18 protein-coding genes are annotated in these 16,565 nt (G+C 33.7%); 7 read left to right on the top strand and 11 right to left on the bottom strand.

Translation table 11 applies throughout. The features are described 5' to 3' along the window. Positions 1 to 42 precede the first annotated feature (42 nt). From CAI20_RS06090 to CAI20_RS06080, 3 genes are all read left to right on the top strand, one after another. Entirely contained in the window at positions 43 to 1,530 is a 1,488-nt protein-coding gene (locus tag CAI20_RS06090; protein ID WP_149168949.1) for a UbiD family decarboxylase, read from the top strand. Positions 1,531 to 1,570: 40 nt separating this feature from the next. Further along, positions 1,571 to 2,098, top strand: coding sequence for a phospholipase D family nuclease (locus CAI20_RS06085; RefSeq protein ID WP_007301949.1), 528 nt, complete (start codon positions 1,571 to 1,573; stop codon positions 2,096 to 2,098). A gap of 84 nt (positions 2,099 to 2,182) precedes the next feature. Beyond that, positions 2,183 to 2,725 carry a hypothetical protein gene (locus CAI20_RS06080; RefSeq protein ID WP_007301948.1) on the top strand — a complete coding sequence of 181 codons (543 nt, stop codon included), beginning with the start codon at positions 2,183 to 2,185 and terminating at the stop codon, positions 2,723 to 2,725. Positions 2,726 to 2,939: 214 nt separating this feature from the next. On the opposite strand, the gene lgt is transcribed toward CAI20_RS06080, so the two are convergent. The 5 genes from lgt to CAI20_RS06055 all read right to left on the bottom strand — a co-directional run bounded on the left by lgt (position 2,940) and on the right by CAI20_RS06055 (position 7,151). Then, positions 2,940 to 3,731: a prolipoprotein diacylglyceryl transferase gene (gene lgt / locus CAI20_RS06075; RefSeq protein WP_007301947.1), complete on the bottom strand. Its 792-nt coding sequence runs from the start codon at positions 3,729 to 3,731 to the stop codon at positions 2,940 to 2,942. 6 nt (positions 3,732 to 3,737) lie between these two features. After that, positions 3,738 to 4,187 (bottom strand): SsrA-binding protein SmpB, encoded by a 450-nt coding sequence (gene smpB / locus CAI20_RS06070; protein ID WP_007301946.1) that lies wholly within the window; start codon positions 4,185 to 4,187, stop codon positions 3,738 to 3,740. An 88-nt stretch (positions 4,188 to 4,275) separates the two neighbouring features. Beyond that, positions 4,276 to 4,848, bottom strand: a complete 573-nt coding sequence (locus CAI20_RS06065) for an ankyrin repeat domain-containing protein (protein ID WP_246111591.1) — start codon at positions 4,846 to 4,848, stop codon at positions 4,276 to 4,278. Continuing rightward, entirely contained in the window at positions 4,769 to 6,469 is a 1,701-nt protein-coding gene (locus CAI20_RS06060; RefSeq protein WP_149168948.1) for a recombinase family protein, read from the bottom strand. The genes CAI20_RS06065 and CAI20_RS06060 overlap by 80 nt, the downstream gene beginning before the upstream one ends. A 268-nt stretch (positions 6,470 to 6,737) precedes the next feature. After that, complete coding sequence (locus CAI20_RS06055) at positions 6,738 to 7,151, bottom strand: ankyrin repeat domain-containing protein (RefSeq protein WP_246111590.1); 414 nt, start codon at positions 7,149 to 7,151, stop codon at positions 6,738 to 6,740. Positions 7,152 to 7,254: 103 nt separating this feature from the next. Between CAI20_RS06055 and CAI20_RS06050 the strand changes: the two genes are divergently transcribed. Then, complete coding sequence (locus CAI20_RS06050) at positions 7,255 to 7,776, top strand: Na+/H+ antiporter subunit E (RefSeq protein ID WP_006015458.1); 522 nt, start codon at positions 7,255 to 7,257, stop codon at positions 7,774 to 7,776. On the opposite strand, the gene CAI20_RS06045 is transcribed toward CAI20_RS06050, so the two are convergent. Further along, a complete protein-coding gene (locus CAI20_RS06045) occupies positions 7,769 to 8,185 on the bottom strand; it encodes a hypothetical protein (RefSeq protein WP_007301944.1) in 417 nt (138 codons plus the stop codon). The genes CAI20_RS06050 and CAI20_RS06045 overlap by 8 nt on opposite strands. Before the next feature lie 266 nt (positions 8,186 to 8,451). On the opposite strand from CAI20_RS06045, the gene purN reads away from it, so the two are divergent. Continuing rightward, positions 8,452 to 9,018: a phosphoribosylglycinamide formyltransferase gene (gene purN / locus CAI20_RS06040; protein ID WP_007301943.1), complete on the top strand. Its 567-nt coding sequence runs from the start codon at positions 8,452 to 8,454 to the stop codon at positions 9,016 to 9,018. Between the two features lie 2 nt (positions 9,019 to 9,020). Here purN and CAI20_RS06035 read toward each other — a convergent pair whose 3' ends face one another. From CAI20_RS06035 to ribF, 4 genes are read right to left on the bottom strand one after another with little or no spacing between them, the layout of a single operon-like run. Then, positions 9,021 to 10,334, bottom strand: a complete 1,314-nt coding sequence (locus tag CAI20_RS06035) for a M16 family metallopeptidase (RefSeq protein WP_019236622.1) — start codon at positions 10,332 to 10,334, stop codon at positions 9,021 to 9,023. After that, positions 10,321 to 11,649: a M16 family metallopeptidase gene (locus CAI20_RS06030; protein WP_026097227.1), complete on the bottom strand. Its 1,329-nt coding sequence runs from the start codon at positions 11,647 to 11,649 to the stop codon at positions 10,321 to 10,323. Before CAI20_RS06030 ends, CAI20_RS06035 begins: the two co-directional genes overlap by 14 nt. A 4-nt stretch (positions 11,650 to 11,653) precedes the next feature. After that, on the bottom strand, positions 11,654 to 12,130 hold the full coding sequence (gene lspA / locus CAI20_RS06025) for a signal peptidase II (protein WP_007301940.1): 477 nt from the start codon (positions 12,128 to 12,130) through the stop codon (positions 11,654 to 11,656). Beyond that, on the bottom strand, positions 12,127 to 13,059 hold the full coding sequence (gene ribF, locus CAI20_RS06020; RefSeq protein ID WP_019236620.1) for a riboflavin biosynthesis protein RibF: 933 nt from the start codon (positions 13,057 to 13,059) through the stop codon (positions 12,127 to 12,129). Before ribF ends, lspA begins: the two co-directional genes overlap by 4 nt. A 68-nt stretch (positions 13,060 to 13,127) precedes the next feature. On the opposite strand from ribF, the gene CAI20_RS06015 reads away from it, so the two are divergent. Further along, positions 13,128 to 13,499, top strand: coding sequence for a glutaredoxin (locus tag CAI20_RS06015; RefSeq protein ID WP_006015443.1), 372 nt, complete (start codon positions 13,128 to 13,130; stop codon positions 13,497 to 13,499). 95 nt (positions 13,500 to 13,594) lie between these two features. Beyond that, positions 13,595 to 14,467, top strand: coding sequence for a hypothetical protein (locus CAI20_RS06010; protein WP_007301937.1), 873 nt, complete (start codon positions 13,595 to 13,597; stop codon positions 14,465 to 14,467). 239 nt (positions 14,468 to 14,706) lie between these two features. On the opposite strand, the gene lepA is transcribed toward CAI20_RS06010, so the two are convergent. Then, the gene (gene lepA, locus CAI20_RS06005; RefSeq protein ID WP_007301936.1) at positions 14,707 to 16,503 is read right to left on the bottom strand and encodes a translation elongation factor 4; all 1,797 of its coding nucleotides are present in this window, start codon (positions 16,501 to 16,503) and stop codon (positions 14,707 to 14,709) included. Positions 16,504 to 16,565: the final 62 nt, after the last annotated feature.

The raw sequence follows: 16,565 nt of genomic DNA, 5'->3' as shown, positions 1-16,565 counted from the left end.
GCTGGGAAAAGCACTTCTTAAAAGGCTTAAAATTTTTAAAATATGTACAATAACTTACGTGACTTCATCAGAGCATTAGAAGAAAAAAAAGATCTAATTAGAATTAAAAAAGAAGTTTCAACTATTCTTGAAATGACAGAAATTCATCGTAGGGTTTTGTCAAACAAGGGACCAGCTATCATCTTTGAAAATGTTGTCACAGAAAATGGCAAAAATTCAATTCCCGTTTTAGTGAATTTATTTGGTACTATTGAGAGAATTGCATTCGGACTTGGTATAAATTCTGATGAATTAAGGGATCTGGGTAAACTTCTAGCATTTTTGCGATCACCTGAGCCACCAAAAACCTTCAAAGATGCTGTGAAAATGTTTCCTCTACTAAAAGTTGTATTGTCGATGCGGAGCAAAGTTGTGAGCAAAGCCCCATGTCAAGAGGTGGTGCTAACTGGGGATGAGGTGGATCTTAGTTTGCTACCTATTCAGACATGCTGGCCAAAAGAGCCTGCACCGCTTATCACTTGGCCACTTGTGGTAACAAAAGGACCAACAGCAGACAAGCAAGATAATTTCAATCTTGGAATATATCGTATGCAGGTTGTGAATAAAAAAACGACTCTCATGCGCTGGCTTGCACATCGTGGTGGTGCAGGTCACCATAAACGGTGGAAGGAGAGGGGACAAAATATGAAGTTTCCTGCGGCTGCTGTGATTGGTAGCGATCCTGCAACAATTATTGCTGCGGTAACTCCGGTGCCGGAGACTTTATCAGAATACCAATTTGCCGGGCTGCTGCGAAAAAAACCACTTGAGCTTGTAAATTGTAAAACTATTCCTCTTCAGGTTCCAGCTCATGCAGAAATTGTTTTGGAAGGATATGTAAGTTTGGATAATTACCAAGATGAAGGGCCATATGGAGACCATACCGGTTACTATAATGCTGTTGAACAGTTTCCTGAGTTTAACATCACTGCAATTACAATGCGCAAAGATCCAATTTATCTCAGCACTTTTACTGGCAAACCACCTGATGAACCATCAATTCTTGGTGAAGCACTCAACGAAATCTTTGTGCCGATTCTTATCAATCAGTTTCCGGAAATAGTAGATTTTTATCTGCCCCCAGAAGGTTGTTCATATAGAATAGCGGTAGTGTCGATAAAAAAGGCTTATCCAGGGCATGCAAAAAGAATTGTTATGGGCACACTATCTTTTCTCAAACAGTTCTTATACACGAAATTTATTATAGTTGTTGATTATGATATAAATATACGTGATTGGAAAGAGGTGATGTGGGCAATGTCAACAAGAATGGACCCTGTGCGTGATACAATTACGATAGAGAATGCCCCAATTGATTATTTAGATTTTGCTTCCCCTGAAAGTGGTCTCGGAGGTAAAATAGGGTTTGATGCAACAAACAAACTTCCACCTGAAACCAAACGAGAATGGGGAAGAAAAATTGAAATGAGCGAGGAAATAATAAAGAAAGTTACAGAGAAGTGGAAGGAATATGGGTTGACAGATGATTAAACTATGATGTAGACTACCGCCGTGTATTTAGGTGTGGTTTGTGAGGCTTTTATATCTTTTATTTTTGTCGGCATGTTTTTCTCTGTATTACTATGTGGGTCCTACATTCTCGCCTTGCCCAAAAGCAACAGTTTGCTTCTCACCTGAAGAAGACTGTGCTGTACCGATAATCAGCGAGATAGACCAATCTAAAGAATCTATCTTAGTTCAAGAATATACATTTACTCTTGGAACAGTTGCAAAATCTTTGATTAACGCCAAAGAGCGTGGTGTTGATGTTAAAGTCGTCTTAGATAAATCACAACTCCATTCAAAATATAGTGTCATAAGCGAATTGTTTTCAAATGGAATACCGATTTGGATCGATAATAAGCCAAAAATTGCTCATAATAAGGTAATAATTGTTGATAATCAAAAAGTCATCACAGGATCGTTTAACCTCAGTAAGACAGCTGAAAAGGGAAACGCTGAAAATTTATTAATTATTGAAAATTATCCTGAATTAGTCCAGCAGTATGTGAAGAACTGGGAAATACGAATGTCACAATCCTATCAATATGCTCCCTAGATACTTGATATCAAAAAAAGTCTTTTTATTGATAGATTTAATTTCTTGTGATATAATAAATTAAAAGGTTTTAAGGGGTAGGTAATGGATTACATAAATGATGCTGCTGATAGTTACGCTGCCATTCATGATTTTTTTCAAAATAATGGTGTTGGAGATTACAAAGTTCAATGCAATTATGGTGGTGTACCGTATGCTACTGACAAATATGTACATTCTGGAGACAAATTTTGGAGCAATAATTTTATAGACTCACATTTTGGAAGGGAAATAAAAATGTATCCTCAAAGTGAGCTTTTAGCTAAAGAGTATGCTGGTAATACACTACCGGTTTCAATATCACTAGACAAGGATCTAATAAAAATAAAAGAATGTCAGAAAAAAACTAAATTTGTAGAACTAGAAGGGGAATCAGGTGATATAGTATATGATAAGCAAAAGCATATAAAGTGCTACACGACAAAGTTATCATATGACGATGTTTCTGTTCATAATAAAAACGAAGTTTCAATACTGAATATTAGATATGATGTGCCAAACGATCCAAGATACAGTTTAAACATAGCCTTCACAAAGGTTAATGATAATAAACCAGGGTTTTGGCAAAAGTTTAAAAATATGTTTTAATAGAGTAGCTTCTAAATCAAGGGGATTTTGTTGAAAAATGAATATCTACTTAATAATGAATTTGGTCAGTAGCTACTAAGTTTGTTTCATAGCTATGCAACAAAAGGTTTGTGCCCTCACGTTTATTCTCTGCAACACGAAAAGTTCGTACAGTTGTACATGCTATGTAGTAGATAAACTTCTACTATATTTTTTTATTCAACTTACCTATTGTCTATTGAATAGATTTTGTATTAAACCTAAAATTCAACGCACCTAAATATATAAGCATTCCCAACAAAATCATAGGTATAGAAAGCAACTGTCCCATAGTTAAATTGAACCATAAATAGCCAATTTGATAGTCTGGCTCGCGGAAAAATTCAACCATAAAACGTGCTACTCCATACAACATAACTGCAACTCCAGTTGTTGCACCATAATACAATCTCATTTTGTTCAAGTAAAATAGTGAATTTACAACTACGAAAAGTAGCGCTCCTTCAAAAAATGCCTCATAAAGTTGGCTTGGATGGCGCAATAAATTATCACCACTTTCTGGAAATACCATACCCCACGGCATAGTTGTAACCCTGCCAAATAACTCTCCATTTATAAAATTACCTATGCGGCCTAGAAGTAAACCTATCGGAACTCCACAAGAAATTAGATCCAGTGTGTAAAATATAGGAATGTTATGTCTTCTACAGGAGATTATTACTGCAAGCAAAACTCCTATAGCACCGCCATGAAATGACATACCTCCTTCCCAGGTCTTTAGTATTTCGATAGGATTGCTTATATAGAGAACTGGATCATATATCAATACGTACCCAAGCCTACCTCCAAGGATAATGCCTATAATAACGGCTGTTAATAACGAATCGTAAAAATTCTTAGTAAATATTTTTTGATTGTCTAGCTTATGTAAATACCAATATGCAAAAACTATACCCAAAACATATGCTAAAGAGTACCAATATATAGAAACAGGACCGATGCTAAAAATAACTGGACTTAAAGACATATTTTACTACAAATTATTCTTAGACAATCTACTTTTCTCACGTTCCCACTCTCTCTGCTTTATGGTTGCTCTCTTATCATAGAGTTTTTTTCCTTTCACAATGGCAATTTTAGTTTTTGCCAACCCTTTATCATTAAAATAGATAGAAAGTGGCACAACAGTTATTCCAGAGGTTTTGATTTGACCAATTAGCTTATTTATCTCTTTTTTATGCAAAAGCAATTTTCGTTCTCTTTTTGGCTTGTGATTCTTTTGGTTTGCAGCTTTATACTCTGCGATATGCATATTGTTTAGCCATATTTCACCTTTTTTTTCAGTAACGTAAGCATCAGAAATGTTTGCTTTTCTTTCCCTTAGTGATTTCACTTCACTACTTAAGAGGATCATACCTGCTTCAAATTCTTCTAAGATAAAGTATTCAAACCTTGCTTTTCTATTTTCTGCAATAACTTCCATATCTAAAGATATCTTTAAGCTTCAATATATTACAGAACTTTTGGTTTAATTCATAACAAAACAATTATCTCAGTAAATGCAAGTTTGGTTAAAAAAGCTCCAATCTTCCTGCAAGTGTAATTTGTTCCACTCTTCCTACTGCCATTTCAGCCCTAGGACTAGCATTACCTGACAAAGAACTTATCACATCTTTGCAGCCCCATTCAATAGCAAAGTGTAAAGGAGCATATCTATTATTGTTCTGTTTACTAACATATGCCCCACTTTCAATTAAAATATCTCTTATACTTTCATGATCGCTAGCAAAATGCAAAGGAGTGCGTCCACAACTATCCCACACATTAACACATGCTCCATGTTCAATCAGAGTTCTTACTATGTTTTCATTATCACTTTCAGCAGCAAAATGCAAGGGAGTGCTTCTATAATTATCCCACGCATCGACGTATGCTCCGTGTTCAATTAGAGCTATTACTATGTTCTCATAGCCACTCTTAGTAGCAAAATGTAGAGGAGTGTGTCCATCATTGTTCTGCGCGTTAACATCTGCTCCACATGCAATTAGAGCTCTTACTACACTTTCATTCCCACCTTCGGCAGCAAGATGTAAAGGTGTACATACACCTACGACAATGTTGCAAATTTTTATTTTCCTTTCCATTATGTCCAGAAGAGTTCGGTAGCTCTTTTACGCGAAATACCACATTTACGTCCTCAAGGTTAATTTCAATTCTCTTGACCAATGTTCTGATAATATCACGTTTAGTTAACCAGTCTGCGTTATCAAGGTTTAACGTAATATTGGAAGAAAAGTCTTCTAAATTGGCCACAACCAGAGTTACCTCCTGTTCTAATTCCTTTTGATAAAATATCTTTTTCTTCTCTTCTTTAATTGTTTTTAAGCTTTGTTTCATTGCTTTAATTCGTGGTTCAAATTCCTCTTGATTGATATATTCTTGAGCATAACTATCGATAAGTCTAGCAATACCACGTTTTAATTTATTTTCTTGTTTCTCTAGCAGGTCACTTTTTTGATCCAATGATGATTTTTTTAGTTCTGAAAGCCTACGCTTGTATTCTTCTAAAATCCTGTTTGGATTTTTCAATAACTGCTTAACCTCTTCCCACACAGCTGTTTCTAATGCATCTGAGCGAATGGGTTTATTGTCACAAATCTTATTACCACCAAAACGGTAAGAATCTTTACCACTACAACGGTAATATGCATAATGACCACCTTCTTCTTCTCGTCTACTTCTCATGCAAGTTCCGTAACATCCGTAATTACAACGCTTACATATGACTAAACCTTGTAGTAAGTACTTTGCTCCTCTTTTTCTTGTCCTTGCTACTTTTCTATTTTCAGCTAATTGTTCTTGAACAATATCAAATATATCTTCATCTACTATATTTGGCACTTTAATATAAATCCAATTTGCTTTTTCAACAGGATAGACAGAGTGGTTACTTTTTGGCTGCTCACAAGAGCCTTTCTGTGGTCTTACTTGCTTTAATCTTACTCCTAACCTTCTTCTACCAAAAGCTGCTTGTCCTTTGTAAGCAGGGTTTTTCAACATACTCCAAATTGTACCTTTATTCCAGCGTTCTTTTCCTTTTTGTGTCTTAATGGACATAGTATTTAGCCGACGACATACTTCCCCAATACTTGTTCTTTCTCTGCCTATCCACAAAAATACTTTACGAACGACATCAGCTTCTTTTTCGTTAATCTCAAATAAAGCTTGTCCTCCTCCCATATGCTTATCTATATAACGATAACCATAAGGAGCTCCTCCCATTACATTTACATAGCCTTTGTTAGCTGCATAGATTTTACCACGACGACTTCGTTCCATAATTTTCGCACGTTCATATTCTGCTATCATACCTTGCATTTGTAACAGTAATTGAGATTCTGGGTTACCGTTAATCTCATAATTTAAAAAAACCACTTTTGCTCCTGCTTTTTCAAATTCTTCAATCAGCACCATTTGATATGCATATTTTCTAGATAAACGATCAGGAGAATGAATGTAAATCTTATCAATTTTACCTTCTGTTACTTTATCACGTAATTTTTCTAAATCAGGGCGGACTAAATGAGATCCACTGTAGCCGTTATCAATAAATTTATACTCACTTAACAATCTGTATCCGTCCAGATTAATTTGCTTCTCTAAAGCTGCAATTTGACTTTCTATCGTATTTCCTTCTACTTGTTTCCCCGAAGAAACTCTCGCATATAAACATACTGTTACCATTTGACCCTCCTTGAATCCCATTTTTATGTTTTAAGTTTTTTTGACTTATTTCCTTTGACACTACCTTTTCATAAGCATCTGATAAGCATTGTTCTGCTAACCGATTAGGTTCATAGCTACAGCTAATTTGGATAGCTAATCTCTTGTTTCTCATGACTTTTCCTTGAAATAATATGTTCATATCATTCCTTAAAGCCGATGGTTAATTGATTATTAGCGCTATAAGTAAATCGGACTCTTGGTTCTGGACACAGAAGTTTTCGAGAAATGGTTTTCTCTAGTTTTATTTTTATGTTTTTTGCAACATTGTCGGTAGTGTAAATACATCATTGTCCCACGCATTAACATTTGCTCCACTTTCAATTAAAATATCTAATATGCCTTTGTGGTTCCATTCAGCAGCAAAATGTAAAGGAGTGCATCCATCGCTGTCCCATGCATCAACATATGCTCCATATTCAATTAGAGCTATTACTATGTTCTCATAGCCACTCTTAGCAGCAAAATGCAACAATGTAGTTTCTACAGGATCTAGATCACTATGTGTAGTGAATATATGATTGATATTAAATCCACTATCTTCCCACCTCCGTAAATCAATTCTTTCTAATTTTATTTTTATTCGTTCAACTATGTTGTTCTTGCTTAAACCTGAAGTATCATTTATTTCTTCAAGCATTTTTAGAAAATCATCAAGCGTCATAATCTCCACTACTTATTAAAATAACTTGGTTATTATGTTCTTTGACACAAAAATCAAGAACTTTTTATTTTTCTAAAAAATCATTTAAGTTATACTCCAAATCATGAAAGTCAGGCAAAATATTAAGTTTTTTTCTCTATCATTTGTGATTTTGTCTTCTCTATGGATTACATTGTCTGGTTATTTTGAGCCTTTTTTTATTCTCTGTGGAGTATTTTCTTCTGTGTTCACATTGATTATCTTTAAAAGGTTAATTGATGCTGAAAGTGCCCTTAGTCAAATTCTAAATGATAGTGGTAGGCTGTCACTTTATCAGCTTATAAGTTATATACCTTGGCTAATTTACCAAATTATTTTTTCAAGTATTTATGTAACAAAAAAGGTGCTACGATTCAAATCTACAGTTGAGCCAATTGTTATTGTAAGAGAATGCATAGGACATAATGATAAGACCATTGCATTATTTGCTAACTCGGTTACGATTACTCCTGGAACTTTAACTATCAATGTTGAAAAGAAGCAGAAAACATATTTATCTACCATATGTTTGATAGATAAAGATCTTGAAAGTGGCATTTCTGAAATAGAAGGTAAAGTCTTAAAAATGTTACACCTAGTTAAGTAATTGCTTTAAATAAGTTAACAGCGTCTCTGTATTCTCTTCTTAGGCTTTCAAGCATTTCTTTTGGAAGGCTATCAATAACAGTAGAACATAAATAATTGTACAAATCTTCTAGCCTTGATATGTTATTTTTCTTCTTGCTGTTGAATTTGTACGGAAAAATACCCTCCATAATTTCAATATCAACAACCTTATTTAAAAATGCATTTTCACTTGTTATGCTTATTCTTGTAAGTATAGTATTAATTTCAGGTTCATTACTCGTATAAATATCTGATAATTCTGCCATTTTAATGACGTATAAAGTTACTACTTTTGATAAACAATTATCAGAATATTCACAATTTTTTATTACCTCCCACTGAGTAACCTGAGACTTGCTTGTTTTTGCATTGCTTGGTAATTTATTCATTGAATTTTCTCCATTTAATTCAGTGTAGTAAATTATACTAATACTTTGTTAAATAAATAATAACGCAGCCATAAAAATATGCATTTATTTACCATAAATTGTATAATATTCCTAAAATGAAATGTTAAAGTTACTTCAAACTGAATGATTTCTTTAATTCCATGTTATTCAGCAGTGTAAAATATTGCTACACAATAGTATTTATTCTAAAATAAACTTTCCTTTTGAGCTATTTTATTAATATCCATTCTTACGGCTGCACTAAAATGAAAAAGATAAAACTCGGAATACTAATTTCAGGTAGAGGATCAAACATGCAGGCTTTAATAGAAGCATGTCAAGATCAGAATTTCCCTGCTGAAACTGTGTGTGTTATCACAAATAATAGTGAAGCTGGAGGCCTTAAAATAGCAAAGCAAGCAGGAGTTTCAGCGTTTGTTGTTGAAGATAAGCCACTTGATACTGATAAAATTCATGAAATACTTGTTCAACATAAGGTTGATTTAATTTGCCTTGCAGGGTTTATGAGAATTATAAAGGCCAATTTCCTGAATAAATGGCATAACAAAGTTATAAATATTCATCCCTCTTTACTTCCGTCATTTAAGGGCCTAAATGCTCAGGAGCAAGCTCTGAAAGCGGGTGTAAAAATTACAGGATGTACTGTGCATTATGTTACTCCTGAAATTGATGCTGGAGCCATAATCGCTCAAGCTACTGTTCCAGTGTTACCAAATGATGATGTTCACAGTCTCTCAGAGCGCATTCTAGCTGAAGAGCATAAGTGTTATGTAAAAGCAGTAAGATCAATAGTAGAAGGTATTAACTATTGACCTTAAGCGTTTCTTCCAACTTCAACAAAAAATAAATTTTCAGGATTCAGTAAAGAACTTGCCAGCTTGTTTACTTTTTCCAATTGAACATCATTAATGATATTTGCATAATTATTTATATGGTTAATATCACGATCATCTATCTGCATACTATCCAGTAACGTTGCTGTATTCGCATTATTGGATAGAAAAGAGAAGATAAGGTTATTTACTAAACTGGTTTTTGCATCCTTGAATAATTGTTCGTCAATTCCTTCCTCTTTTATTCTGCTAAATGTATCTTTTACTGCTGATATAGCTTTGCTAGCAGTGGAACTATCAGTACTCATAAATCCAGATATAATATTTCCATGCTTATTAGGAACATTACGTGCACTAACACCATAAGTAATACCTAGATTTTGTCTCAACTCTTTCATCAGTATTGAGTTTAGACTCATACCACCAAGCGCATTAATCAAAACACTAGCATTATAGTAATTAGGGTCTTCATATGCTATGCCTTTTTGAGCAAAAAGTATTACACTCTGTGGTATATCCATAAAAACGCTCTTACTTTCTGCAGGCCCAAATTCATTTTTTACAGATACCTTCCTAACTTTCGATCTTTTTGATGGTAACTTAGATAAATATTTATCGAGCAGCGTACTAACTTCTTCTTTTGTTGCACAACCAACAATACTAATAACGATATTATCCTTAGTAAAACTACGCTTTATGTATGTTAAAACATCGTCTCTAGTAATGTTCATTATAGTGTCTAGAGTTCCATATGGATCTCTTGAGTAAGGATGTTTTTTGAACAACAATGTATCTAACTCTTTTGCAGCAATAAAATAAGGGTCTTTTTCAAAATTATTAAAGTTTACTTTGGCTTTTTCGAATACTCTATTTAACCCCTCAGGATCAACTTTAGGGCGCATTATAGCATCACTCAGTAGTGAAATTGCATCCTCTAGATTCTCAGATAAAGTGTTTAATGAAACCCTAAATGCTTCTAAACCAGAAGTAAAATTTAAACTAATTCCTTTATCCTCAAGCTTTTTCGCAAAATCTTTGGCATCATTTTTTCCTGCTCCTTCTTGAATTACAAGAGAAGTAAACCAAGCAAGCCCCTGCTTTTCTGCACTTTCATACACACAACCTGCATCTTTGAATGATATATTAAGTGAAACTTTTGGTAGATCATGGTTTTCAACAAATAAAAACTTAAATCCTTTATTAGTAGTAACCTCCTCTATATTTAAGTGACTGCTTGCTTGCAAATTAAAGCCTAGACAGAAAAAAAATAGAAATACATATTTACTTATCTTCATTATTACCTCCTTTTGGTAGCAAACGACCAACTAATTTATTAGTAGAAAAGATAGCGTGAACTTTATTATTTACATCCTCTAGATTGACATCATTAATTTTGCTATATGAAATGTCTATTTCATCAAGTGGAATACCTAGTGCTAGACGTGGTATATAAAACATTGCTATATTAGTTAAATCAGATAGATTATCAAGCTGTGCTGCTTTGTATTTAGACTTTGTACTTTGCAACTCTTCACTTGTTATTCCTTCAGAGTTAAAGTGATTAATAGAATTTTCTAACTCTCTTGCAACAGCATCCAAATTCACCCCGCTTTTTGGAGTTACCCGAATCTCAATGTAACCATTACTAAAAGCTAAGCTATTATAATAAGCAAACACTTCTACTGCTACATTCTTATCTAGAACTAAATCTTTATATAGCTTACTAGACTTGCCATTCCCCAAAACATCAACTGCCAAATCAACAGGAAAAGTTTCACTTATTTGCTCAAATAAAGGAACACTATAGCGAAAGTATAAAACTGGCTCTTTTACTTCAGTGCTTTCTAAAATTACCGATATATCTGCATTATGTATTGAATCTTGGTTCGGATAATGCTTCACTACAGGCTCAGCTTTAATTGCACCATATTTTTCCTTTGCTAATCCCACTACTTCTTCAAATTCTACATCACCAACAACGAGCAGTATAGCATTACCTGGATGATAATAGTTATCATGAAACCTTGTTATGTCATCTTGATTGTAAGTTTTAATATCGCTCTCCCAACCAATAACAGACCTACCATAACCATTACGATAAAATGCACTGTTCATTTCCTCCCATAGTAAAGCTTCAGGATTATTATCAAATCTCATCTTTCTTTCTTCTAATACGATATTTTTTTCTCTATCTATTTTGTCTTGAGTAACATCAAAATTGCCCATTCTATCTGCTTCAATTTCCATTGCTAGTGGTAAATCTTTTTTGAGAACTAATTCGTAGTAGCAGGTGTATTCTTTAGTGGTAAAAGCATTAAATTGGGCCCCAATGCTGCCCAAAGTGGATTCTATGTCTTTAAATTTTCCTGTAGTTTCAAACATTAAGTGTTCAAAGTAGTGAGCCAATCCTGCTTTGCCAATTGGGTCATCCATTCCCCCAACTTTATATATTATTGCATGAAAAACAGCTGGAATTCGGTGATTATGTACTACATAAACATCCAATCCGTTACTGAGCTTAGCATGCTTTATGATTTCAGCTTCCAAAGAAATCGGACAAATGAAAAAAAACACAGATAGTATAAAAAAACTAAAGAATTTGCGAAGCATTATTTCATTCCTCATTTTGCTTAGAGATAGACCTATCATATATATACCACTTATATAACAATGTACACATTCCACAAACTATAGATAGATCTGCTAAATTAAAGGCTGGCCAATACCAATCATTGATATGAAAATATATGAAGTCATATACAGCTCCCCAATAGATTCTATCAATTACATTTCCGATCGCTCCACCAATCATCAGAGAAAAACTAAGGTAAATTGACTTATCATTAGATTTATATATCAAGTATGCAAGTATACCAATTATTAATATTGAACATGCTGAAAAAAAGAAGCTGCCATGCGGCAGAGTACTACACATTCCAAAGCTAATTCCTGAATTCCAAACTTCAACTAATTTCATAAAACTAGTAATCTCGATTGACTCCCCCTCATCAATCAAAGAGTTTATATACAATTTACTTGTTTGATCGAATGATACTATAATCAATATAATAACTAAACATATCCTTTTCATAAGTTTATCTTTAACTGGTAAGCCTTCATTATATCACGGTCTATCTGTTTTGTTAACTCGTTAATACTATGGAATTTTTTTTCTGCCCTAATAAATTTTAAAAGTTGTATGTCAACCTTAAAATTGTATACATTTTCGTTGAAGTCAAATATATGCATTTCTACTATAGGTTTTTTTAAGTCCTTAAATGTAGGTCTCATACCAATGTTGACTACTCCATATAGCCAACTTGAACTATTTTCAGAAAATGCAACTTTGGCGTAATATGTACCAAGCTTAGGTTTTATCATGTAATCTTCTATCGGAATGTTTATGGTTGGAAACCCTATTTCTCTACCTCTACATGCACCTTTTGTTACAATACCAGAAACTTGATAAGACCTACCAAGCAATTTATTAGCAATTTCTATTTCGCCTTTTTGTAAACACTCTCTGATTGAGGAAGAAGAGCAAATTTTTCTATCGATTATCAATGGCTCTAATTTAGTTAAAGAATATTCATACATCTGAGAATATTTTTCTAGAGTTAATATGTTACCCAATCGTTTGTGACCAAAAGTACAACTTTCTCCAACAGTTATATGTTTAGCACCATACTTCTTTACCAAAATCTTACCAATGAAGTCATCGCAGCTAACCTCAGAAAAACCTCTATTAAAATTAATAATATACAAGTAATCTATACCATAGCTGCTGATTAGTTCCTTTTTTTGTTCTTGGTCTATTAACCTAAAATTGTTCCTACTAAATAAAACAGTTGATGGGTGAGGCTCAAAAGTTAAAACTGCAGAGGGTAATCCTCTTTCTTGTGCTACCTTCTTTAGATTGGAAATTGCAAACTTATGTCCTAAATGAACGCCATCGAAATTTCCGAAAGTTAGTGCCACATTATCTTTTATCCCTTGCTCACAGTTGTAAATAATTTTCATACAATTTGATATTTTATATATATTTTTTATATATAATAGTTGTATTTTATGAACTATGGAGATAAATCGTGAAAAACACTAAAGGAAAAGTTGTAATATATGTGAAGAAGTACTGCCCATTCTGCAAGAAAGCAAAAGAGTTATTGGATGAAAAAGGTGTGAAATACGAAGAAATTGATGTACTTAGAAACTCGGATTTGTTTGACGGTATAAAATCAAAATATAACGTCAGGACAGTTCCACAAATTTTTATTACTGATGAAAATGGTGATTATGTACATCATATTGCTGGATGTGACAAATTGATGGACCTTGAAAAAGAAGGAAAGTTGGATAATATGTTAAATAACAATGAAGATAGCATTAATGCAACAGCTTACACAAGCGGCAGTGATGAACACGAGGGATGTAATATAATACATAATGAAGATTTTATGTGATTTTTTTGTCTTACTGTTGCTGGCATACCCACTTTAAACAATTTTTAATGAATTAAAAATACAATTCATCTAGTGAGTTTTTTTAGTGGGAAAAAATGATAAAAAATATTATAATTGTTAGCAAAAACTTAATTAGTATTGAATTAATTAACAAACAAGATTTAGAGAGTTTCATCAAGATTTTCACAGTGCTTGATAAGCATATAGCAGCTAAAACTCTTTTTACAGAAGAAGTGACAATAGAGTATAAACAACACAATTGCATAGAAGTTGTTGAATTGATAAAAGATACAGGTTTTACATATCATGATGTTGAGAATGTGTTAAATCACCTAAGTAATCATGGAATGAAAGTACCAAGTAGCGTTATAGCAAGCACCCTTTCTTCTTCATACAATCACGCACTTGAGTCTAAGGATGTAGCATTTGCCTGTTCTAAAGGGTTGCCACAATTTTACATCAGGGTAAATAAGAATACCTTTATAATGACTCCTATAAGTGAAGAGAATCTGGAATTGAATTCGCAAAATAGCAAAATGCTTATAGAGTCATTAAAGAGCGAAAAAAGCACTTATGATTGCATAGTGGAAGAAAATATCATCAAAGTTATAGTGCATTCTGAAATACATCAGGCTATAAACTCGATTATAAAATCACTGATAAAGTCTTGCCTTTTAGCAAGAGATGAAGAAGAAAAATTCAAAGAGAAATTGAGACAACTTGCTTTTAAAGATCAAGCTTTCGTTGAGTATTCTAGCATCAAAACCATTCATAGATATCCGAATAACCATCCTCTGAGAAAGCATGAAAGTGTTATTAAAGATATAGAAAATATTTTATGTGATTTCATAATAAATGAGAACAGCGGGTTTGCTATAGAGCGGTTAAATAGACTGGGCTCAGAAGTCTCTCCAAATACTCCAAGAATCATCACTAAAACTATAGATAAGCTTGTTAAGTTTCACTAAAATGTTGTTGGAATGGTTTTAGCCAATGTCTACATATATCTGATTTTTACTGATTGAGTGGAGCAATTGAGCTGCTCTCTGTCATCCCAGCGTTTAACACTGGGATGATTTCGTTGTATGGTATCTTATATAGTGTTTTACAAATTCACATAGCTATTTCAAATTTACCCATATCAATGTCAGTAAATTTATTGAGAAAATATCACTTAGTTCTTTAAATTTATGTTTTTGAATATATATTAATCATTTATTTTCAAAGCCTCAATAAAAGCATTTTGTGGGATGTTTATGTTTCCTACAGAATGCAATCTTTTCTTACCTTTCTTCTGCTTTTCAAGCAGCTTCATCCTTCGTGTAACGTCTCCACCATAGAGCTTGGCTGTTACATCTTTTCTATACGGGTTAATCGTTTCTCTAGCAATAATTTTTCCGCCTACTGCCGCTTGAATCGCGATTTTATATTGCTGGCGTGGTATCAAGTCTTTCAAACGTGCACATATTTCACGGCCTCTTTTTTCTGCCCTGCTTTTATGAACAATGCAGGCTAACGCATCCACAGGTTCTCCATTAACTAAAAAACTTAATTTATCTATCTGACTTTCCTGATAATCGGATATTTCCCAATCTAAACTTGCATATCCCTTGGAAATTGATTTTAGTCTATCGTAAAAATCAAAAACAACCTCAGACAGCGGTAATTTATACTTCAGTAGTGCTGTTGTCGTATTACCAACATAAGATAAATCCTGCTGTTCTCCTCTCCTCTCTTCACACAGAGATAGAATCTCTCCTAAATATTGATCAGGTACCATTATAGTTGCAGTGATCCACGGTTCTTCCACTATTTCAATTTTTGTAGGGTCTGGCATATCGCTTGGGTTATGGATATTTAAAACTTTACCATTTTGTGTTTCAACTTTATATATAACACTCGGTGCAGTTGCTGTTAGATCTAAATCAAATTCTCTTTCGAGTCTTTCTTGAATGACTTCAAGATGTAGCATTCCTAAGAAACCGCAACGAAATCCATAACCTAGGGCATTTGACGTTTCAGCATCAAATGTAAAACTAGCATCATTTAAATGTAATTTTTCTAGTGCTTCCCTTAAATATTTAAAATCATCTGTGTTATTGGGAAAAATACTGCAAAATACTACAGGATGTACTTCTTTAAAGCCAGGTAATGCCTTGCTGCACGGCCTTTTCTCTTCAGTAATAGTGTCTCCTACTTTGCAGTCTGCTACTTCTTTCATTGAAGCAGTTATAAAACCAACTTCACCTGCTGAAAGTTCACCAGTCATAACTTTTTTAGGAGTGAAAATACCGATATTATCGACCTGATATGTAGCATTATTAGACATCATAACGATTCTCATGCCTTTTTTTAGTACTCCATTTTTAACTCGCACTAAAATTACTACTCCTAGGTAAGGATCATACCAACTATCAACTAAAATTGCTTGCAGTGGAGCATTTGTATCACCTTGAGGAGCGGGAAGTTTTGTCACTATAGCTTCAAGTACATCCTTTATCCCAAGACCAGTTTTTGCCGATATCAAAATTGACTCAGTTGCATCAATTCCGATTACCTCTTCAATCTGAAGCTTTATCCTTTCTGGATCTGCAGCAGGAAGATCGACTTTATTAAGCACAACTATTATCTCATGATTATTGTCAATTGCCTTGTAGACATTTGCCAGAGTCTGAGCTTCAACTCCTTGGCTGCTATCTACTACCAAAAGTGAGCCTTCACATGCGGCTAAGCTTCGGCTGACTTCATATGAAAAGTCAACATGACCTGGTGTGTCCATGAGGTTGAGGCAATATTTATTACCATTATTTGCAGTGTAATTGAGTCTTACCGTTTGTGCTTTGATTGTGATTCCGCGTTCACGCTCTATATCCATTGAGTCAAGTACCTGATTGGTCATTTCCCTTGTCTCAAGACCGTTACATTCTTCTATCAAACGATCAGCAAGAGTTGACTTCCCATGATCTATATGTGCTATTATTGCAAAATTTCTTATATTGTTCATAGATCTACTTATTTAAGTAGATCTATTTTACATTTTAAGTATTACAAGAGCAATTACTTATA

Source organism: Wolbachia endosymbiont of Chrysomya megacephala, from assembly GCF_008245065.1.
Classification (GTDB): domain Bacteria; phylum Pseudomonadota; class Alphaproteobacteria; order Rickettsiales; family Anaplasmataceae; genus Wolbachia.
This window is presented reverse-complemented; position numbering and strand designations above follow the sequence as displayed.

Bases quoted from the DNA above. Each gene is read 5' to 3' on its own strand.
- CAI20_RS06090 (WP_149168949.1), top strand. From the start codon at position 43: ATGTACAATAACTTACGTGACTTCATCAGAGCATTAGAAGAAAAAAAA.
- CAI20_RS06080 (WP_007301948.1), top strand. From the start codon at position 2,183: ATGGATTACATAAATGATGCTGCTGATAGTTACGCTGCCATTCATGAT.
- lgt (WP_007301947.1), bottom strand. From the start codon at position 3,731: ATGTCTTTAAGTCCAGTTATTTTTAGCATCGGTCCTGTTTCTATATAT.
- smpB (WP_007301946.1), bottom strand. From the start codon at position 4,187: ATGGAAGTTATTGCAGAAAATAGAAAAGCAAGGTTTGAATACTTTATC.
- CAI20_RS06065 (WP_246111591.1), bottom strand. From the start codon at position 4,848: ATGGAAAGGAAAATAAAAATTTGCAACATTGTCGTAGGTGTATGTACA.
- CAI20_RS06060 (WP_149168948.1), bottom strand. From the start codon at position 6,469: ATGGGATTCAAGGAGGGTCAAATGGTAACAGTATGTTTATATGCGAGA.
- CAI20_RS06055 (WP_246111590.1), bottom strand. From the start codon at position 7,151: ATGACGCTTGATGATTTTCTAAAAATGCTTGAAGAAATAAATGATACT.
- CAI20_RS06050 (WP_006015458.1), top strand. From the start codon at position 7,255: ATGAAAGTCAGGCAAAATATTAAGTTTTTTTCTCTATCATTTGTGATT.
- CAI20_RS06045 (WP_007301944.1), bottom strand. From the start codon at position 8,185: ATGAATAAATTACCAAGCAATGCAAAAACAAGCAAGTCTCAGGTTACT.
- purN (WP_007301943.1), top strand. From the start codon at position 8,452: ATGAAAAAGATAAAACTCGGAATACTAATTTCAGGTAGAGGATCAAAC.
- CAI20_RS06035 (WP_019236622.1), bottom strand. From the start codon at position 10,334: ATGAAGATAAGTAAATATGTATTTCTATTTTTTTTCTGTCTAGGCTTT.
- CAI20_RS06030 (WP_026097227.1), bottom strand. From the start codon at position 11,649: ATGCTTCGCAAATTCTTTAGTTTTTTTATACTATCTGTGTTTTTTTTC.
- lspA (WP_007301940.1), bottom strand. From the start codon at position 12,130: ATGAAAAGGATATGTTTAGTTATTATATTGATTATAGTATCATTCGAT.
- ribF (WP_019236620.1), bottom strand. From the start codon at position 13,059: ATGAAAATTATTTACAACTGTGAGCAAGGGATAAAAGATAATGTGGCA.
- CAI20_RS06010 (WP_007301937.1), top strand. From the start codon at position 13,595: ATGATAAAAAATATTATAATTGTTAGCAAAAACTTAATTAGTATTGAA.
- lepA (WP_007301936.1), bottom strand. From the start codon at position 16,503: ATGAACAATATAAGAAATTTTGCAATAATAGCACATATAGATCATGGG.